We start from the raw sequence: 20,000 nt of genomic DNA on the forward strand, positions 1-20,000 counted from the left end.
TTATGAAGGGTTAATAAGCTCTGCTAAATTCTTAGTCAATTGTTGTCTAGAATACTGTTGCAGACCTATTGGATACGATTTCAAATTATTAACTTTAAAAGCCTCAAAATGTTGTTTTATAACATTCTTTAAATTGTCATAATCTTGATAATCAAAAAATTGTCCCGTGTTGGTTGTTTTAATGATTGAAGCCACATCTGCACCTTGTGGACCTATTGCAATTATAGGTCTATCAGCGACCATATATTCAAATAATTTGCCTGGAATAATGGCTTTTGTATCTTCAGAATCTATTTCAATTAACAATAACAACTGAGATTTTTTTTGAAACATAACAGCTTCATTATGTGAAACATAACCAATAGCATTTAAACTGTTAGTTAAACCATGTATTTCAATAGATTGCAACACTTCTACTCCTACTGCGCCAATTAAATTTAACTGAAATTGAGATGCAAATTCAGCATCCTCCTCAACCAAATCATGCAATACTTTCCAAAGGACTTCGGGGTTTCTTTTAGACAATAAAGAGCCTATATGAGAGAGTGTAAACTTTTTATCTAACGTCGTTACAGTTACTTTTTCGTTATCATAACCATTCGTAATAACCTGAATCGGTTGCTTAGTAATTTGCTCAAATTCTACTTTTGTACTTGGACTCGTAACTATAATTTGATCTGCATTATTAAGTACTTTACGCTCTAAATCTTTATGTTTCTTTTTAGACTTTGCTGTTAATTTTAACTGTTTATGATACCCAATAGTTGTCCAAGGATCTCTAAAATCCGCGATCCATTTAACTTCCAATTGCGCTTGCAACTCCATACCAATTAGATGCAAACTATGTGGAGGCCCACTAGTAATAATAGTCTCAATTTTAAAATCTTGTATGTAAGTTGCTAAATACTTAACAGACGGTTTTACCCAATTTTTACGCGCATCAGGAATAAAAAAATTACCTCTTACAAATAACATTAAACGCTCCATTAGGCTCTGTTTTTGCCTTTCTGCTATAATCCCTTTACTTATGGTTTTACTATTTTTAGAAAACAATTGCGCCAATTTATAAGGCTCTTTTATAGGTTGTTTAAGCACTGTTAACTCAGGATTAACTTGATCTAACAAGGTCGCATCTACAATAGGATAATTAGCATTTGAAGGGCAATATACAATAGGCTCTATATTAAAATCTGGTAAATACTTAACAAATTTTAACCAGCGCTGTACTCCTGGCCCGCCTGCTGGTGGCCAATAATAAGTAATAATCAGTACCTTTTTTTTATCCATTGTATAACGCTTTCGCGGAAATTAAGCCGTATCCTTAAGCTTTCTCGTTTTTAATCAAACCTTTAAGTCCAAAAAATAAGCCACCAAGCACAAGTAACATTAATAATATAGAACTCGCTAAAGCAATTGTACTCCCTGTTTTAACGACTTGAGGTTCAAATTTAAACTCAATAGCATGCTTCCCTTTTGGTATTTCCATACCACGTAACGCATAATCGACTTTATAATGTGGCTTAGCCTGACCATCAATATAGGCGTTCCAACCACTTCCGTAATACATTTCCGAAAATACGGCAAACCCATCATTTAAATTATTAGATTGATATTTAATGTAATTAGGTTTATAATCTATAGCCTTTATTGAAGCTAAAGAATCCGTTTTAAATGTTTTTGGCACATTCATTTTCCCTTTAAAACCATTAGAATATACGGCTGTTACTTTGTTTTCCAACGTATCTAGAGCTAAAATTTCCTCTGTTGGTGATTCTACTTTTTGCAAGTTCTGTACAAACCAAGCGTTACCATTCGCGTCATTATTTACAAAAGGAAAAGGCTTTTGATCTTCACCTTCACCAATAATGTATTTCGCGTTAAGCATACTTAATACATTAATATTATTTTTTGAGATATAAAATTCATATAAATCTTGATAACGCTTAGGTTTTGCCGCATGGTAACCACCTAGAGCATTATGAAAATAACTAGCTTTTGCGCCTCCAGAAGTAATATCGTAAACTCTATAATTAGATTGATCTGTTAAAATTTGTAAATCGGCTTTGTTAGGAGCATACGGGCGTTCCATTATCAATTTAGACACAAAATCGTCGTTATTAACATATTGTTTATCCACACTAACTAAATCAATAACAATCAATACTCCTAAAATAACAATCGCCTTTGTTTCATTTAATGTATTCTTCAAAAACAAATAAATTGCACCTGCAGCTAATAATACAAATAATAATGTCCTGAGTGTATCTGTTGTAAATAAGCTAGCTCTATCTTCTCTCAAAGCATCAAGAAAGTCTTGTCCATTTGCATTTCTAATACGTCCATCAATACCTCCAATAAAATCAATTAATCCTATACTTTTAAGTAATAAAAACAAAATAGCGAGCCCTCCTGTTATTAGTACTGTATATTTTAATGCGTTTAACTTTTCTTCCGTTTTAACCACATCATTAAATAATCTGACTAATGCAAATACAGCCAATACAGGAATACACAACTCCAATATAACTTGTATCGAACTCACCGCTCTAAACTTGTTATACAATGGAACATAATTGATAAATACGTCCGTTAAAAATTCTAGATTTTTCCCATAGGACAATAATAATGACAAAACAGTTCCGCCAACTAGCCACCATTTTAAACGTCCTTTAACCAAGAAAAGCCCGAGTACAAATAAAAAGATAACAACCGCTCCAATATAAGCAGGTGCTTCTACTATAGTTTGACTCCCCCAGTAAGTAGGCAAGCTTTTTGTATATTCTCTAGCATCTGCAGGTGGTACTCCTTGTCTTATTATATATTTATATACCGCTGAATTTTCACCAACATCCTCTCCACTTCCGCCACCTAAAAACCTAGGTATAAACAAATTAAAAGATTCTAATTTTCCGTAGCTATATTCTGTGATATACGCTTTACTTAAGCCATTTCTATTTTCTCTTTTGGAACCATCAGGATGTATCGTTAATTCGCTTTTACCACGTGTACTTTCTTTAACATAATCTTGAGTGGCTAATATATTAGTTGCATTTAAACCTATCGCTAACAGTACTGCTGCAGACAAAACACCTACTGCTTTAAAAAAATGTGGTAAGACATTTTTACGATAAGCATCAACCAAATAAGCAATCCCTAAAACCAATACTAATAGTAATAAATAGTACGTCATTTGGTAGTGATTAGCAACTAACTCTAATCCCATGGCTACTGCCGTTAGTAAAAAACCCCAGACATACTTACCCCTAAAGGTTAATAAAATTCCGCTTAACACCAAAGGCATATAAGCAATAGCATGTGCTTTACTATTATGACCAACACCAAGGATTATAATAAGATATGTGGAAAAGCCAAAGGCCAATGCCCCAAGTCCCGCAAGCTTCCAATCTACTTTTAACACTAAAAGCAAAATATAAAACCCTAAAAAATAAAGAAATAGATAATCTGCTGGTCTTGGTAAAAACCGTAGCGCTAAATCTAATTTCTTAATATAGTTATGTGGATATTTTGCACCTAATTGATAGGTTGGCATACCGCCAAACGCACTATTGGTCCAATAGGTTTCTTCACCAGTATTGGCTTTGAAATCTTTTTGTTGTTTAGCCATACCAGTATAGTGAACAATATCACTTTGATAAATGACTTTTCCCTGTAAGACAGGACTAAAATAGGCTATAGAACAAAGGATAAACCCTACCAAAACTAAAATATGTGGTAAGATTTTTTTAAAAGAAAATTGCATAAATGACTTTAAAAACTGTGAGGTCGAAAATTACTCAATTTCTTCGTAATCTACATACTCACCAACATTTTTATTTGAAGATTTGTTTTCAGGCATTTTATCTATCGATATCTCTCCTTCTTTTTTAGCAGGCTCTTGTCTTTGTTGATTAAAAGCGCCACCAAAACGTTCCGATGCTTTTTTACTTGCATATTTAAAAAGTGCAGGCGCAAACAAACGAGATAAGATTTTTAATCCGTAGTAAATTAATACAATAATAAGGATGGTTCTTAATAAACCCATATGTAAATTTTGTTAAATTATAAATACTTTAACAAAAATACAATTCTTCAGTTTTAAATTAAGTTTTAAATACTTAAAAAAAATATAAAATCTTATATTTGAATTCAAACAAAAATATATGCTTAACCCGAAATTAATATTACACTATATTCTGCTTTTAGCAAGCTTTACTGCTACTGCACAATACACAGACGTCATAAATTCTAACAGACCAGGAGTCTCAAGAAGTGCTTTTTCTGTTGGAAAAAATGTAGCACAACTTGAAGTTGGACCCTACCTTGTTAAAGAAGAACATACACCTTTAAAAAATGAAGCGTCAGGTTTTGGTATTGACTTTGCTGCGCGTTACGGATTGCTATGGGAACAATTAGAATTAAATATAGAAGGAACTTACCAAAATGATACGTTTACAGACAACCGTTCTGCATCTTTTCCTGTGGAAACAGATCGTGCTAATTTCAGGTATTTAACTTTAGGTGCAAAATACTTAGTATATGATCCTTACAAAAAAAGTGGAGAAGCAAAACCAAATATCTTTAGCTATCATGCTAACCGAAAATTTAGATGGAGTAGTCTAATTCCAGCTGTTGCTGTTTATGTTGGAGCTAATTATGATGCTGAAAACAATACATATGTTCCTTATAGCAATCCTTTAACGAGTCCTAATTATGAGGGCGGATTTTCTCCAAAAGTTATGCTTGCTACACAACATAATTTTAACAGTGGTTATGTTTTAGTTATGAATTTTGCAAAAGACAGAATTGGTACGGACTATTCAGATTTCCAATATATCTTAACCTTAACTAAAGCGATCAACGAGAAATGGGTTGTTTTTGGAGAAACTGAAGGGATAAAAAATGATTATTATGCCGATAACTTATTTAGAGTTGGTGGTGCATACTTATGGAGTAGAGATTTCCAATTAGATACAGCTATCACGTTTAATACTAAGGATACCCCTTCTGTCTTTGGTGTTAATTTTGGTGCCTCTTACCGTTTAGATTTTCATAAAGATCCAGATGCCGATAAAGACAATGGTACAGATGTTTTAGAAGAGTACGAAAGAAAAGCGAACAGAAACAAAAATAAGAAGAAAAAAGACGGAGATTCTGATACTCCTGAAGATTCAGGTAAACGCAAGAAAGAAACTCAAGAAATTGATTTCGACGACGAAAACTAATCCTTCTTTTTTATATGATTACAACAAAAAAAGTAGTTTCAAAAGCAGATTACAAAGCATTTGTTAAGTTCCCTTTTGATATATATAAAGATTCTAAATATTGGGTGCCGCCCATTATTAGTCAAGAATTAGCCACATTTGATGCTGATAAAAATCCTATTTTTAATGATGCAGAAGCGACTTTGTTTTTAGCTTATAAAGACAATAAGGTCGTAGGACGTATCGCAGCAATAATAAACTGGCTAGAAGTTAAAGACCAAAACATAAAAAAAATGCGTTTTGGTTGGTTTGACTTTATCGATGATTTAGAGGTTAGTAAGGCGCTTTTAAATGAAGTATATACTATTGGAAAAGCAAAGGGATTAGAATACACAGAAGGCCCTGTTGGATTTTCTAATCTAGACAAAGTAGGAGTCATAACAGAAGGGTTTGATACCGTTGGTAACATGATTACTTGGTATAATCACCCTTATTATGTTAAACACTATCAAGAGCATGGGTTTTCTGTTGAAAAGAAATATTCTGAAAGTCGTTTTCCCTTTGAAAATGTTAAAACTGAATTTTTCTATAAAGCACAAGAACTAATCAAACGCCGCTACCAACTTAAAGCTTTAGACTTAAAAAAAACGTCTCAGGTTATGCCTTATGTAGATCAAATGTTTGATTTATTTAACGAAAGTTATGCCTCTCTATCTTCTTTTGTTGCTATTACAGACATACAGAAAGAGTATTTTAAAAAGAAATTTATAAGTTTTATAAATCCGGAATACATCAAATTTGTGGTCGATAAAGAGGATAAACTTGTTGCTTTTGCTGTGGTTATGCCAAGATTTGCGGACGCATTAAAACAAATGAAAGGGAAACTATTGCCTTTTGGTTTTTTAAAATTATTAAAGGCTAAAAAAGAAAGTAAAGACGTAATGTTTTACTTAATCGGAGTACATCCTGATTACCAAAACAAAGGAGTACACGCCGTTATATTTAACGAATACTACAATACATTTACTGAAAGAGGTATTAAAACCTGTTACAGAACCCCAGAGTTAGAAGATAACGAAGCGATACACAAAATCTGGAAACACTTTGACCCAGAAGTTTATATTAGACGTTGTACCTTCAAAAAGAACTTAGACTAACTAAGTTTTATTGTCGTTTCAAATAGCCCCATTATATTTAGCATTGAATTCAATAGAAACTCAATTAATTAGATAAAAAAAAATCCGATTCAAAATGAATCGGATTTTTTTATGACTTATATATAAACCTATTCTCCCATTGCTTTAATTAAAGCAGCTGACATACGTTTGTAAGTTCCGTTTTCTAAACGCTCTCTAATAGCATCAAAAGCATCCAACGTTTCTGTAACATCCTGTAATGTGTGTGTTGCAGTAGGAATCATTCTTAATAAAATTAACCCTTTTGGAATTACTGGATATACTACAATAGAACAGAATATTCCGTAATTTTCTCTTAAGTCTCTAACTAAAGCCATGGCTTCAGGAATACTTCCGTTTAAGTATACTGGCGTTACACAACTTTGTGTTGTTCCAATATCAAAACCTCTTGATTTAAGACCTGATTGTAATGCATCTACAATTTTCCATAAGTTTTGTTTTAACTCAGGCATTGTACGTAACATATCCAAACGTTTTAATGCACCAACCACCAACTGCATTTGCAATGATTTAGCAAACATTTGAGAACGTAAATTGTATTTTAAATAATCTATAATTTCTTGATCTGCAGCAATAAAAGCACCTGTACTAGCTAATGACTTTGCAAAAGTTGCAAAATAAACATCGATGTCATCTTGTACACCTTGCTCTTCTCCTGCTCCTGCTCCTGTCTTACCTAATGTCCCAAAACCATGCGCATCGTCAACAAATAATCTAAAGTTGAATTTTTCTTTTAAAGCAACGATTTCTTTTAAACGCCCTTGCTCACCTCTCATACCAAAAACACCTTCAGAGATCACTAAAATCCCTCCCCCTGTTGTCATTGCCATTTTAGTCGCACGTTCTAAGTTTTTTTCTAAACTTTCCATATCGTTGTGCTTGTACGTAAAACGCTTACCGTGATGCAATCTTACACCATCAATAATACACGCATGTGCATCAACATCATATACAATAATATCATCTTTACTTACTAAAGCATCTACTGTAGACACCATACCTTGGTAACCAAAATTTAATAAGTAAGCCGCTTCTTTTTGAACAAACTCAGCTAATTCATTTTGTAATTGCTCGTGTAAATCTGTGTGACCAGACATCATACGTGCTCCCATTGGGTAAGCCGAACCATATTGAGCACCAGCTTCAGCATCAACTTTACGTACTTCAGGATGATTTGCTAATCCTAAGTAATCGTTAATACTCCAAGTAATTACATCTTTTCCTTGAAATTTCATACGGTTAGAAATTTCTCCTTCTAATTTAGGAAACACAAAATAACCTTCTGCTTGCGCAGCCCATTTACCTAGTGGTCCTTTATCCTTGTATATTTTTTCAAATAAATCTTTCATTGTAAAACGCGATTTTTAAGTCATTATCTGCGAAATAATTAACTTAAGCTATTAAAATTTAGTTAGATAATACAAAATTAGGCTTTTTTATTATACATGCATAATAAACGCCCTATCTGTTATTAACAAAAAAGTTAACTCTAATAATATTAAAGTTAACTTTTTTCGTACTTATTAGTACTTATTACTTTATATATTGAATACTCTGAGCGGCTTCGGCATTTTTGCTATCAAAAAAGCCTTGATCACTCATCCATTTATCACTATATATCTTACTCATATATCTTGATCCATGGTCAGGAAAAATAACAACAATGTTATCTGTATCCTTAAATTTACCCAATTCATTCAACTGTTTTAAAGCCTGCATAGCAGCACCAGAAGTATAACCAACAAACAAACCTTCTGTTTGTGCTATCTCTCTTGCCGTATGCGCACTTTCTTCATCAGAGACTTTAATAAATTCATCTATACTATCAAAATCTGTAGCTGTAGGTATTAAATTTTTACCTAAACCTTCAATTCTGTATGGATAAATCTCTTTTTCGTCAAACACTCTAGTCTCGTGATATTTTTTTAATACAGAACCAAATGCATCCACACCAATAACTTTGATATTTGGATTTTGCTCCTTTAGGTATTTTGCAGTACCTGATATAGTACCACCTGTACCACTACAAGCGACTAAATGCGTGATCTTACCTTCTGTTTGATTCCATATTTCCGGACCTGTAGAATGGTAATGTGCCTCGATATTTAATTGATTGAAGTATTGGTTAATATAAACCGACCCTTTAATCTCGTCATGTAAACGTTTTGCAACTTGATAATAACTTCTTGGATCATCTGCGCTTACATTTGCAGGACAAACGTAAACCTTAGCACCCATGTTTTTCAACATATCAATCTTATCTGCTGAAGATTTAGAACTTACAGCTAAAATACAATCATAACCTTTTATAACACTAACCATTGCAATACTAAATCCTGTATTACCAGAAGTCGTTTCAATTATCGTGTCACCAGGTTTAAGAATCCCTTGTTTTTCAGCTTGCTCAATAATATAAAGTGCAATTCTGTCTTTTGAAGAGTGACCAGGGTTAAAAGCCTCTACCTTTGCTAGGTAATTTCCTTTAAACTCTGATGTCATTTTTTTTAGTTTTATCATTGGCGTATTCCCAATTAAGTCTAATACGTTATCAAAAACTTGTTTTTTTTGTTCCATAAATGCTATTTAAAAGCTACTTATTTTTTTGATTTTAAAAATCAAACCGTGCAAAAATAAGCATTTTTTTTGATTATTTATTTATTCCTTCCAAATCAAATATAAAAGCATATTCTAAAGCGACCTCTTTTAGCGCTTCAAAACGTCCTGAGGCACCACCATGACCCGCTTCCATATCTGTTTTTAACAGCAATAAATTAGTATCTGTTTTTAATTCTCTTAGTTTTGCTACCCATTTTGCTGGTTCCCAATATTGAACTTGCGAATCATGCAACCCTGTTGTTACTAATAAATTTGGGTAAGCCTTAGCCTCTATATTATCATAAGGTGAATATGACTTCATATAATTGTAATACGTTGCTTCATTAGGATTCCCCCATTCATCATACTCCCCTGTTGTCAAAGGAATAGAATCATCCAACATCGTTGTAACAACATCCACAAAAGGTACCGCAGCAATAACGCCATTATACAGTTCTGGATTCATATTAATTATTGCTCCCATTAATAAGCCTCCTGCACTTCCTCCCATCGCATAAAGATGATTGCTAGACGTGTAATGATTTTCTATTAAATACTTTGAGCAGTCAACAAAATCTGTAAATGTATTTTTCTTTGTTAGTAGTTTTCCATTTTCATACCAAGGTCTTCCTAAATACTCACTACCTCTAATATGAGAAATCACATAAATAAAGCCTCTATCCAACAGACTTAGTCTTATTGTTGAAAAATAAGGATCTATTGTCGCTCCATAAGACCCATAAGCGTATTGTAAGACTGGGTTTTCGCCATTTAGTTTAATATCTTTTCTATACACTACAGACATGGGGATTTTCTCACCATCTCTAGCGGTAGCCCAAATACGTTTTGACGTGTAATTATCTTTATTAAAATTTTTATCAAGGACTTGCTGCTCTTTCTTGACCGTTTTTGTCTTTGTAATAAAATTATAGTCAATTACAGAACTTGGTGTCGTTAATGAGTTGAAACCATAGCGTAAAGTTTCGCTATCAAAATCAGGATTATTACCTATTTGCGCAGTGTATGTTTCATTTTCAAAATCTAAATAGTAATCTTCCTTCCCATTCCAACTTATAATACGAAGTTGATTTAATCCATTTTCTCTCTCATTAACGACTAAGTAATCTTTAAAAATCTCAATATCTTCCAATAAAACATCTGCCCTATGTGGCAACACGTCTACCCAGTTGTCACTAGTTGTAGCAGATTCACTCGTTTTTTGAAGTTTAAAATTAGTCGCGTCATCTTTATTAGTAATGACATAAAAATTATCCTCAAAATGTGCTATCGAATATTCTAAATCACGTGTACGTGCATTAAACAACCTAAAGTCACCATCTGGAGTGTCAGCTTCTAAAATGCTATATTCTGTCGTTAATGTACTAGAACTTCCTATAACTAAATACTTTTTAGATTTTGTTTTATAAACGTAAGTATTGAAAGTCTCATCTTTTTCATTAAAAATCAAAACATCATCAGAAGCTTCATTTCCTAATTTATGTTTGTAAATTTTATCAGAACGTAAGGTAACTTCATCTTTTTTACTATAAAACAACGTTTTGTTATCATTTGCCCAAGTAGCACCTCCCGACGTGTTTTCTATTTTATCTGTATATATTTCGCCAGTAATTAAATTTTTGACATAAATAGTGTACTGTCTTCTACTTACAGTATCTACAGCATAGGCTGCTAACGTATTATCTGTACTTATAGAAATACCACCTAATTTAAAATAACTATGTCCTTCTGCCATTGTATTACAGTCAAACATAATTTCTTCTTCCGCCTCTAAGCTTTCTTTTTTTCTTGTATAAATAGGATAATCGCTGCCTTCTTCAAATCGCGTTATATACCAAAACCCGTTGTGTTTATAAGGTACACTTTGATCGTCTTCTTTAATTCTAAATTTCATCTCGTCAAAAAGAGACTTTTGAAAAGGTTCTGTATGTTTTAAAACAGACTCAGTATAAGTGTTTTCTGCATTTAGATAGTCTAAAACCTCTTGGTCTTCTCTTTGATTTAACCAATAGTAATTATCTACTCTAGTATCCTCATGTATTGTTAATTGCTTTTTTACTTTTTTAGCTACAGGAGGTAATATCTTAGTTTTAGTCATTCTTTTTTCTTTATTACAGGATACTACAAATGTAAAACTTAAAATAATTATCAAAAACAGTTTCTTCATATTTAATTTTATTGAAGTTATAATAAATCAATTTAATAAATTTGTACCAATAATTTTAAAACAATAGAAATGTTTGGAGACTTACAAGGTATGATGGGTAAATTAAAAGAAACCCAACAAAAAGTAGAAGCTACTAAAAAAAGATTAGATACCGTTTTAATTGACCAAAGCAGTAGTGATAATCTATTACAAATAACAATAACAGCTAATCGAGAAATAAAAGCGATTAATATTAAAGACGAATTATTAAATGATAAAGAACAATTAGAAGATTATCTGATCTTAACACTTAATAAAGCTATAACAAGAGCAACTGAAATAAATGATACCGAAATAGCTGCAGTTACAAAAGAAGGCATGCCTAACATCCCAGGAATGGATATGTTTTAAAACTAAACCATATATAAATAAAAAAGGAAGCCAAATTGGCTTCCTTTTTTTTTATGTAAAAAGTATATACTAATTAGTTAGCATTGATAACTCTAAATTGAGTACGTCTGTTTGCTAAGTGCTCTCTTTCTGTACAAGAAACACCATCAGAACATCTGTTTGTTAATCTAGACTCACCATATCCATTAGATACAATTCTTGAAGAATTGATTCCTTTAGAGATTAAGTAGTTAGTTACAGCTTGAGCTCTTCTTTCAGATAAAGATCTGTTAGATGCTTTAGAACCTCTTGAATCCGTATGAGATGCGATCTCTACAGATACACCCTCAGCTAATATTGTTACTAATTGAGCATCAATCTCAGATTTAGCAGCTGCAGTTAAAGATGCAGAACCTAAATTCCAGTTTATGTTTAAGTCGTTATATTCAACGATTTTACAATCAACCTCAGTCCATGTCGTTAAACCACCTTTTTTCTGTAATACTTCTTTAGTAACTGTTTTGTTAACAGCAGGAACAGTAGTCTCTTCTACTCTAGCATCGCTAGCTAAAACAGTACGCTTTAAAGTCGCTGTTTTTTGAGCAACTTCAATAACTCTTGTTGTAGGAGGTGTACTCATAACTGTACGCTTCATTGTAGTACTTACAGCAGGAATAGCTATAACTGTAGTCGTTTCTGGCGTTATATTAGTTTTTCTAATTGTAGTTGATTTAGAAGGAACATCAGTAGCTCTCGTTGTAGGAGGTGTTGCCATTACAGTACGCTTCATCGTTTTAGTTACAGCAGGAATTTCAGATACTCTAGTAGTAGCTGGTTCTAATAAAACTGTACGTGTCATTGTTTTTGTAACAGCAGGAATTGTAATAACTCTTGTTGTTGGAGGTGTAACCATTACTGATCTAGTAACTTCTTTAGTTACAGCAGGTACATCTACAACTCTTGTTGTTGGAGGTGTAACCATAACTCTTCTTGTTACCTCTTTAGTTACAGCAGGAATATCAATAACTTTAGTTGTCGCTGGAGATACTAATACTGTTTTCTTGATTGTTTTGTTTACAGCAGGAATTTCGATTGTTCTAGATGTAGGAGGTGTAGTCATTACAGTTTTCTTAACTGTTTTAGTTACAGAAGGAATATCAATAACTCTAGTTGTAGCTGGAGTTTGAACAACACGTCTTGTATAAGTACCCATACCACAATCAGAAGCATTATTTGTTCCTTGATCACATCCTGGCTTAGTCATTACTTGCGCATCAGAAGCTAACTCAGTAGTATTAATTGTAATGTTTTGAGATGGTACATTTTTGTAACACCAGTATCTACAATCGTTAGGGTCACTTGAAGCACAATCAGCAGCAGGTGTATCACTCATACCCCATTTAGCCGTAGCTGGCTTAATTTCGATAGTTTGATATCCAGGAGTAAACTTAGCAGGTACTACAGATAAAGTAGAACCAAATTCTTGTTTCTTGTAAGATAATGTTTCATTACCCCATTTTGCAGGAATAACTTCTAAACGTTGCGATGCTTCTTTTACAACTACTACTACATTTTCAGTACCATATTTTGCTGCTACTAAGTCTAATCTAGAAGAAGTAGGTTGAACTAATACTGTTACATTTTCAGTTGCCCATTTTGCAGGTATAACTTCTAAACGTTGACCAGCTTCTTGTACTACTACAGTCTCTGTTCTCGTTTCATATTTTGCAGGAACAGTTTGTAATTTAGTATAGGCAGCCTGTACTAATACTGTTTCTGTTCTGTTTTCGTATTGTGCAGGAACCAACTCTAAACGTTGACCAGCTTCTTGTACTACAACTTCAAAACTCTCAGATCCTAATTTAGCTGGGATTACTGATAACGTTTGTCCAGGTTCAGCAGATACAATATCAAAGTTTTCGTTTGCATATTTAGCAGGAACAACTGATAATACTTGGTAAGACGGTTGAATTTCCATCTCCTCAGTCGTTATATCTGTAGATCCAGCTACTTTCTCTAATCTCTGTGCAGCGCCTTGAGTAACAACGTCAAAATTTTGTGTTTCATATTGTGCCGGTACCACAGCTAACTCTTGACCAGCAGACTGAGTTACAACCACTTCGTTTTCTGTTCTGTACTGTGCAGGAACAACGCTTAATTTCTTATAGGCTGGTGCAACCTGAACCGTAATATCTTGGTTTACCCAAACATCAGGTGTTACACAACGTACATAACATTTCCCTGGTTCGGGGTTTGTTGGTAAATCTTGTGCAAAAACTGCTGAGCAGACTACAAAAGATAAAATTGTTAGTAATACTTTTTTCATTTTTGTTAATTTAAATGGTTATTTATTAAATATATAGCCGAACTAATAACGACTGTTCACTAAGTTGTTACAAAATTAGACATAACACATCCTTTTCTGTAATTATTCTTAAAGTTACGTTAACCTTTCGACCAACTGTGTTAAAATTCGGTTGAGTAACGTAGGAAAATTCTATATTTAAAATTAAACTAAAATGAAATTGACTAAAATCACAAATTTCTTAGAAAACAAAGAACGCTATCGTGCTGATTTTCAACATAATTAGAGTGAGTTACTAGCCTAAGTTTATTACTTCCCATTCCATTTATTTTTATGTTTTTAGCAGAAAGTAGCTCTAAAAATTGTTTTTCTGAATATTTTTTATTAAGCTCAAATATCACGATATTCGTTTCCACAGGCTCCACTTTTTTTACAAAACTAGAATGATTTAAAACCTCCGCTAATTCTCTTGCTTTTTTATGGTCTTCTGTTAATCTTTCAATATTGTTTTCTAAAGCAAATAATCCTGCTGCTGCTAAAAATCCTCCTTGACGCATTCCTCCTCCAAATATTTTTCTAATTCTCATCGCATTTTTCATTATGGCTTCATCACCAACTAAAACAGATCCAATTGGACATCCTAATCCTTTACTTAAACATACAGAAATAGTATCAAAAGCTTCTCCATATTGTTTAGCTGTTTCCTTTTTTTCGACTAAAGCATTCCAAAGTCGTGCACCATCTAAATGAAATCCTAAATCATGAGTTTTACAAACCGCCTTGATTTTTAGTATTTCTTGAAAATCCCAACAGGCTCCACCTCCTTTATTAGTTGTATTTTCTATTTCTACTAATGTTGTTAATGGACTATGATAAAACTCTGGTGGGTTTATAGCTTCAATGACTTGTTCTGCAGTGAACATGCCTCTATGACCATCCAGTAAATTACATGATATACCACTATTAAAAGAAGCACCACCGCCTTCATAATTATATATGTGTGCATATTTATCACAAATAACCTGTTCTCCTGGATTAGTATGTAATTTAAGCGCTGTTTGATTTGCCATCGTACCACTGGGAAAAAATAAAGCGTGTGATTTGCCAAACATTTCGGCAACTTTAGTTTCCAAAGCATTAATAGTAGGGTCTTCTTTATAAACATCATCACCAACTTTAGCACTCATCATGGCCTCCATCATGTCAGCACTTGGTTTTGTAACCGTATCACTTCTTAAATCTATTATCATTTTTTTATCTTTTTAAACAGTATAAAATTATTAAAAAAAGTTGGCAAATATTTTTAAATGATAGTAATAATTCTATTTTTGTTACAAACCAATATATAAATATGATCACTTCAGAAAACATTAAAGATCTTAATACACGCCTTACGTCGTTAAGGCAATATCTTTGACATTGATGCTAAGCTAATTGCCCTTCAAAATGAAGAAGAACAGACTTTTGATCCTAATTTTTGGAGCGACTCAAAAAGTGCTGAATTAGTAATGAAATCCATTAGAGAGAAGAAAAAATGGATCAATGATTACAACCAGTCTAAAATACTTATTGAAGATCTGGAGGTTATCTACGAGTTTTTTAAGGAAGAGGAAGCGACTTTAACAGATGTTGAAAACCGCTACGACAAAGCCCTATCTTTAATTGAAGATCTTGAATTTAGAAATATGTTATCTGAAGAAGGTGACAGTCTAAGTGCTGTACTTCAAATTACTGCTGGTGCTGGTGGTACAGAAAGTTGTGATTGGGCAAATATGTTAATGCGCATGTATTTAATGTATGCCGAAAAAAATGGGTTTAAAGTCAAAGAACTTAACTTTCAAGAAGGTGACGTTACTGGAATTAAAACAGTAACACTAGAAATTGAAGGCGAATATGCTTTTGGTTGGCTAAAAGGTGAAAACGGAGTCCATAGATTGGTGCGCATCTCCCCTTTTGATAGTAATGCCAAACGACATACTAGTTTTGCTTCCGTATACGTCTATCCCTTAGTGGATGACACTATTGAAATCGACATTAATCCTGCTGATATAGATATTGTAACGGCACGATCAAGTGGTGCTGGTGGGCAAAATGTAAATAAAGTAGAAACTAAAGTGCAATTAACGCACAAACCATCAGGAATACAGATATCTTGCTCAGAAACACGATCCCAACACGATAATAGATCAAGAGCGATGCAAATGTTAAAATCGCAATTATATGAAATAGAACTCCAAAAACAATTAGCACAACGTGAAGACATTGAAGCTGGTAAAATGAAAATTGAATGGGGAAGTCAAATCAGGAATTACGTATTGCATCCATACAAATTAATAAAAGATGTCCGAAGTGGACATGAAACTGGAAATGTAGATGCTGTTTTAGATGGTACTATTGAACCCTTTTTAAAAGCCTACCTTATGATGATGGGACAACAACAAACTGACAATCAAAGTTTATAAATAAATGATCAAAATATATCATAATCCAAGATGCAGCAAGTCTAGACAAGGCTTACAGTTTTTAGAAGAGTCTAATCAAGAATTTGAAGTCATCAAATATCTTGACAATCCTTTATCTAAAGAAGAATTAACTAAATTAGTAGTGCTTTTAAAAATAAAACCTATAGAATTAGTTCGAAAAAACGAGGCTATTTGGAAAGAAAATTATAAAAACAAAACACTGACTGATACTCAAATAATTGAAGCTTTAGTGACTAACCCTAAGCTAATGGAAAGGCCAATTATAACAAATGAGAATAAAGCTGTAATAGGCAGACCGACTGAACTTATAAAAACAATATTATAGCCTGTATTACAAAAAAAAAATAATAGCAACCACCAATTTCCCTAATACTAATGATAATAATATATCACAACCCTGAGTCTTCAAACTCAAATGCTTGCCTCGAAATATTAGAAACACATAAAAATGATCAAGAACTCATTAAGTACCAAGACAAACCATTAGACAAAATAAAGCTTACCAAAATCATTAATCTTCTTAACATAAAACCCATTGAGTTGATTAGAACAGAAAACAAAACTTGGAAAGATAATTTTAAACATTTAGAAGACGATGGTCATGAGTTTAGTGACGCCAGTCTAATAGACGTCATGATAGAGTATCAAGATATTATTGAACGTCCTATTGTTATTAATGGTGAAAAAGCAGTCATTGGCGAACCCGCTAAACGTATTTTCAATATAAAACCACAACACAAAGCTTCATTATAAAATGAAGCTTTTTTTATTTAACAAAGCTTTAACCAACCGCCTTTAAACCTATCGGTATTTTTGTCGTCATACTAGAAACCAAAATTTTTATGACAAAAAACATTATTACCTTTTGCTTACTCGTTCTAGCCTTTAATTTTTCATTTGCGCAAAATGCTTCTTCAAAAACAGTAACCATAACTGGTAAAATCCTAGAAAAAGACACAAATGCACCTTTAGAATATGCTACTGTAGTTTTTAAAAACGCAAAAAGCCCTACAGATGTTTCGGGAGGAATTACAGATCAAAATGGGAATTATTCAATAGAAGTAAAAACAGGCACTTACACTGTTAGTTTTGAATACATCGGCTTTAAAACAGAAGTTATAGCTAATAAGTCTGTTACAAAAAATGAAACTTTTACAACTCAATATTTAACTTTAGATTTTGAAGCTTTAGATGAAATCGAAATAGTTGCTGAAAAAACAACTGTAGAAATTAGACTTGATAAAAAAATATATAATGTCGGTAAAGATTTAACCGTACGTGGTGGAACTGTTAGTGATGTTTTAGATAATGTTCCTTCGGTTTCAGTAGATGTTGAAGGTAATGTGGCATTACGTGGTAATGATAATGTTCGTATTTTAATTAACGGAAAACCGTCTGGTTTGGTTGGTTTAAATTCGACTGAAGCTTTAAGACAACTACCCGCAGAATCAATAGAAAAAGTAGAAGTTATCACCTCTCCTTCTGCTAGATATGAATCGGAAGGGACTGCTGGTATATTAAACATTATACTAAAACGTAGTAAACTAGAAGGTTTAAACGGAGCGATAACAACTAATGTTGGATACAATCCTTCTGCAGGAATAAATGGAAATATTAATTACAGAACTGGAGATTTAAACATCTTTAGTACCACGGGCTATAGCTATAGAGAAGCACCGGGTAACTCCTCCTCTTCCACACAATATATATCTGATGGTGATTTTTTAGATGAAACAAATGACTTTGATCGTATTAGAAAAGGGTTGACCACTAATTTAGGTCTAGAATGGTATGTTAACGACTCGGCATCACTTACAACTTCATTTTTATACAGAGATGGTAATAATGAAAACAATACGACTAACCTTTTAAAGCAATATGATTCTAACAGAAATTTATTATCCACAACTGTACGTTATGACCCAGAAACGGAAGATGATAAAACCGTACAATATGCTTTAAATTTTCAAAAAAACTTTAGTGATAGTGGTCACGTATTTACATTTGATTTTCAATATGAAGAAAATACTGAGAATGAAAATTCTTTGGTCAACGTTGATAATATAGCAACTGAGGATGTTGCCACTTTAGAAGAGCAAACACAGATTTTACTGCAAGCAGACTATGTTTTACCAATTGGAGAAAATAGTCAATTTGAAGCTGGTTATAGAGGAAATTTTAATACCACAGCAACAGACTTTGAAGTACAATTTCTAGACCCCGATACAAACCAGTTTGAACTTAGTACCGATCTATCTAACGTTTTAAATTTCAGAGAATATTTAAATGCTGTTTACAGTCAATTTGGAAGTAAATTTGGCGAATTTTCATTTTTATTAGGCTTACGTCTAGAAAACACACAGCTTACAATAGATCAACCTACTACTGGAGAGTATAATAAACGAAATTTTACGGGGTTATTCCCAACCGTAAATTTAAGTTATGAAATCTCTGATAGAGAAAATGTAACTTTAGGTTACGCAAGACGTTTGCGCCGTCCTAGAGGGTTCTTTTTAAACCCATTCCCTTCTAGATCTAGTGTTACTAATTACTTCCAAGGTAATCCTAACTTAAACCCTAGCTACTCTGGACAATTTGATTTAGGATACTTAAAACGGTTTGGAAAATTAACATTTAACTCGTCTTTATATTATTCTCACGCAACAGATGCTTTTAACTATGTTAGTTTTGATACAGGAGAAACTGCTTTCGTTAACGGAGAAGAATTACCTATAATACAACGTACGCCTATTAATTTAGCAACGGAGGACAGATATGGCTTTGAATTTACCCTGACTTATAGCCCTTCAAAAAAATGGAGAGTAAACGGAAACTTTAACTTTTTTCAAAATGACACTAAAGGAGATACACCTAATGGTTTGTCATTAGACAATACAAATACAAGCTGGTTTGCTAGATTAAATAACAAGTACACTTTACCTGGTGAAATTGATTGGCAAACTAACTTAAACTATAGAGGATCTAGTGAAGATGCTCAAAATAAGTCTGAAGGTATTTTTACTACTACAATGGCATTGAGTAAGGATTTATTTGGAGACAGAGCCTCATTAGCTTTTAATGTAAACGACTTATTTAATAGTAGAAAAAGACAACAAACAACTACTACTCCAACTTTTGATGCTTATAGCGAGTTTCAATGGAGAGAACGCAGTTTTAACCTAGCCTTTACTTATAGATTTAACCAGAAAAAGAAACGCACGCAACGTGGTAATTTTGGTGGTAATGAAGATTTTGAAGGATAGAGTTATCTACTTCACTAAAGTAAAAATGGTGTTAGCAAGTTAAACTTGCTAACACCATTTTTTTTCAATATAAGTTAGAGAATTGGAAATGATAAAAAAAAGGGATATTCTTTCGAATATCCCTTTTTCAATATATAAGTTTAAAACTTAAGCTGTACGCTTCGCTTTTTTCTCGTCTTTAATCTCGTTTAAACGCTCAATTACACTTCCTCCAATCCAATAAGGAATAACAAAAGTTATTAAAAAAATCATTAACCAAAACCCTATGGTTAAGATAGTTAAAAATGCTAAAAAGCCTAAATATTGGTCAAATTCGAACATAACGTGTTTAATTTCTTGTTTATTATTACAGCAAAGATAAAGTAAAGTTGTTTTTTATCCAATACAAAGTGAAATTTTATTA

At 32.8% G+C, this 20,000-nt stretch carries 16 protein-coding genes; 7 read left to right on the forward strand and 9 right to left on the reverse strand.

Translation table 11 applies throughout. The features are described from left to right. The 3 genes from H0I26_RS14110 to H0I26_RS14120 are packed head-to-tail and all read right to left on the reverse strand — an operon-like array spanning position 1 to position 4,042. The gene (locus H0I26_RS14110; RefSeq protein ID WP_218699658.1) at positions 1 to 1,287 is read right to left on the reverse strand and encodes a glycosyltransferase; all 1,287 of its coding nucleotides are present in this window, start codon (positions 1,285 to 1,287) and stop codon (positions 1 to 3) included. 34 nt (positions 1,288 to 1,321) lie between these two features. Then, positions 1,322 to 3,760: a YfhO family protein gene (locus H0I26_RS14115; RefSeq protein WP_218699659.1), complete on the reverse strand. Its 2,439-nt coding sequence runs from the start codon at positions 3,758 to 3,760 to the stop codon at positions 1,322 to 1,324. Positions 3,761 to 3,790: 30 nt separating this feature from the next. Next, the gene (locus tag H0I26_RS14120; protein ID WP_101018795.1) at positions 3,791 to 4,042 is read right to left on the reverse strand and encodes a DUF4834 family protein; all 252 of its coding nucleotides are present in this window, start codon (positions 4,040 to 4,042) and stop codon (positions 3,791 to 3,793) included. Between the two features lie 118 nt (positions 4,043 to 4,160). Here H0I26_RS14120 and H0I26_RS14125 point away from each other — a divergent pair, with 118 nt between their 5' ends. Both H0I26_RS14125 and H0I26_RS14130 read left to right on the forward strand, forming a co-directional pair. Continuing rightward, positions 4,161 to 5,222 carry a transporter gene (locus tag H0I26_RS14125; protein ID WP_218699660.1) on the forward strand — a complete coding sequence of 354 codons (1,062 nt, stop codon included), beginning with the start codon at positions 4,161 to 4,163 and terminating at the stop codon, positions 5,220 to 5,222. Positions 5,223 to 5,236: 14 nt separating this feature from the next. Beyond that, entirely contained in the window at positions 5,237 to 6,358 is a 1,122-nt protein-coding gene (locus H0I26_RS14130) for a GTP cyclohydrolase (RefSeq protein ID WP_218699661.1), read from the forward strand. A 128-nt stretch (positions 6,359 to 6,486) separates the two neighbouring features. Here the strand turns inward: H0I26_RS14130 and H0I26_RS14135 are convergent, their stop codons facing one another. The 3 genes from H0I26_RS14135 to H0I26_RS14145 form a co-directional block, all read right to left on the reverse strand. After that, positions 6,487 to 7,746, reverse strand: coding sequence for an aminotransferase class I/II-fold pyridoxal phosphate-dependent enzyme (locus H0I26_RS14135; RefSeq protein ID WP_218699662.1), 1,260 nt, complete (start codon positions 7,744 to 7,746; stop codon positions 6,487 to 6,489). 184 nt (positions 7,747 to 7,930) lie between these two features. Continuing rightward, on the reverse strand, positions 7,931 to 8,971 hold the full coding sequence (locus tag H0I26_RS14140) for a PLP-dependent cysteine synthase family protein (protein WP_218699663.1): 1,041 nt from the start codon (positions 8,969 to 8,971) through the stop codon (positions 7,931 to 7,933). 73 nt (positions 8,972 to 9,044) lie between these two features. Beyond that, positions 9,045 to 11,177 carry a S9 family peptidase gene (locus H0I26_RS14145; RefSeq protein WP_218699664.1) on the reverse strand — a complete coding sequence of 711 codons (2,133 nt, stop codon included), beginning with the start codon at positions 11,175 to 11,177 and terminating at the stop codon, positions 9,045 to 9,047. A 69-nt stretch (positions 11,178 to 11,246) separates the two neighbouring features. On the opposite strand from H0I26_RS14145, the gene H0I26_RS14150 reads away from it, so the two are divergent. Beyond that, positions 11,247 to 11,567, forward strand: a complete 321-nt coding sequence (locus H0I26_RS14150) for a YbaB/EbfC family nucleoid-associated protein (RefSeq protein ID WP_101018801.1) — start codon at positions 11,247 to 11,249, stop codon at positions 11,565 to 11,567. A 73-nt stretch (positions 11,568 to 11,640) separates the two neighbouring features. Here the strand turns inward: H0I26_RS14150 and H0I26_RS19885 are convergent, their stop codons facing one another. Together H0I26_RS19885 and H0I26_RS14160 are read right to left on the reverse strand one after the other, a co-directional pair. Continuing rightward, positions 11,641 to 13,872: an OmpA family protein gene (locus H0I26_RS19885; protein WP_218699665.1), complete on the reverse strand. Its 2,232-nt coding sequence runs from the start codon at positions 13,870 to 13,872 to the stop codon at positions 11,641 to 11,643. A 209-nt stretch (positions 13,873 to 14,081) separates the two neighbouring features. After that, on the reverse strand, positions 14,082 to 15,101 hold the full coding sequence (locus H0I26_RS14160; RefSeq protein ID WP_218699666.1) for a threonine aldolase family protein: 1,020 nt from the start codon (positions 15,099 to 15,101) through the stop codon (positions 14,082 to 14,084). 101 nt (positions 15,102 to 15,202) lie between these two features. Between H0I26_RS14160 and prfB the strand changes: the two genes are divergently transcribed. The 4 genes from prfB to H0I26_RS14180 all read left to right on the forward strand — a co-directional run bounded on the left by prfB (position 15,203) and on the right by H0I26_RS14180 (position 19,597). Further along, a protein-coding gene (gene prfB / locus H0I26_RS14165) for a peptide chain release factor 2 (RefSeq protein ID WP_218699667.1) occupies positions 15,203 to 16,313 on the forward strand; the annotation gives its coding sequence in 2 pieces (ribosomal slippage) (positions 15,203 to 15,265 and positions 15,267 to 16,313; 1,110 coding nt in all). 4 nt (positions 16,314 to 16,317) lie between these two features. After that, entirely contained in the window at positions 16,318 to 16,659 is a 342-nt protein-coding gene (arsC, locus tag H0I26_RS14170; RefSeq protein ID WP_218699668.1) for an arsenate reductase (glutaredoxin), read from the forward strand. Positions 16,660 to 16,709: 50 nt separating this feature from the next. Next, on the forward strand, positions 16,710 to 17,087 hold the full coding sequence (locus tag H0I26_RS14175; RefSeq protein WP_218699669.1) for an ArsC/Spx/MgsR family protein: 378 nt from the start codon (positions 16,710 to 16,712) through the stop codon (positions 17,085 to 17,087). An 89-nt stretch (positions 17,088 to 17,176) separates the two neighbouring features. Beyond that, positions 17,177 to 19,597, forward strand: a complete 2,421-nt coding sequence (locus H0I26_RS14180; protein ID WP_218699670.1) for an outer membrane beta-barrel family protein — start codon at positions 17,177 to 17,179, stop codon at positions 19,595 to 19,597. A 147-nt stretch (positions 19,598 to 19,744) separates the two neighbouring features. Here the strand turns inward: H0I26_RS14180 and H0I26_RS14185 are convergent, their stop codons facing one another. Continuing rightward, complete coding sequence (locus H0I26_RS14185; protein WP_198519971.1) at positions 19,745 to 19,918, reverse strand: hypothetical protein; 174 nt, start codon at positions 19,916 to 19,918, stop codon at positions 19,745 to 19,747. Between the last annotated feature and the right edge of the window lie 82 nt (positions 19,919 to 20,000).

It is taken from the genome of Olleya sp. HaHaR_3_96, assembly GCF_019278545.1.
Lineage (GTDB): Bacteria > Bacteroidota > Bacteroidia > Flavobacteriales > Flavobacteriaceae > Olleya.

Coding starts and splice junctions, on each gene's coding strand:
- H0I26_RS14110 (WP_218699658.1), bottom strand. CDS start 1,287: ATGGATAAAAAAAAGGTACTGATTATTACTTATTATTGGCCACCAGCA.
- H0I26_RS14115 (WP_218699659.1), bottom strand. CDS start 3,760: ATGCAATTTTCTTTTAAAAAAATCTTACCACATATTTTAGTTTTGGTA.
- H0I26_RS14120 (WP_101018795.1), bottom strand. CDS start 4,042: ATGGGTTTATTAAGAACCATCCTTATTATTGTATTAATTTACTACGGA.
- H0I26_RS14125 (WP_218699660.1), top strand. CDS start 4,161: ATGCTTAACCCGAAATTAATATTACACTATATTCTGCTTTTAGCAAGC.
- H0I26_RS14130 (WP_218699661.1), top strand. CDS start 5,237: ATGATTACAACAAAAAAAGTAGTTTCAAAAGCAGATTACAAAGCATTT.
- H0I26_RS14135 (WP_218699662.1), bottom strand. CDS start 7,746: ATGAAAGATTTATTTGAAAAAATATACAAGGATAAAGGACCACTAGGT.
- H0I26_RS14140 (WP_218699663.1), bottom strand. CDS start 8,971: ATGGAACAAAAAAAACAAGTTTTTGATAACGTATTAGACTTAATTGGG.
- H0I26_RS14145 (WP_218699664.1), bottom strand. CDS start 11,177: ATGAAGAAACTGTTTTTGATAATTATTTTAAGTTTTACATTTGTAGTA.
- H0I26_RS14150 (WP_101018801.1), top strand. CDS start 11,247: ATGTTTGGAGACTTACAAGGTATGATGGGTAAATTAAAAGAAACCCAA.
- H0I26_RS19885 (WP_218699665.1), bottom strand. CDS start 13,872: ATGAAAAAAGTATTACTAACAATTTTATCTTTTGTAGTCTGCTCAGCA.
- H0I26_RS14160 (WP_218699666.1), bottom strand. CDS start 15,101: ATGATAATAGATTTAAGAAGTGATACGGTTACAAAACCAAGTGCTGAC.
- arsC (WP_218699668.1), top strand. CDS start 16,318: ATGATCAAAATATATCATAATCCAAGATGCAGCAAGTCTAGACAAGGC.
- H0I26_RS14175 (WP_218699669.1), top strand. CDS start 16,710: ATGATAATAATATATCACAACCCTGAGTCTTCAAACTCAAATGCTTGC.
- H0I26_RS14180 (WP_218699670.1), top strand. CDS start 17,177: ATGACAAAAAACATTATTACCTTTTGCTTACTCGTTCTAGCCTTTAAT.
- H0I26_RS14185 (WP_198519971.1), bottom strand. CDS start 19,918: ATGTTCGAATTTGACCAATATTTAGGCTTTTTAGCATTTTTAACTATC.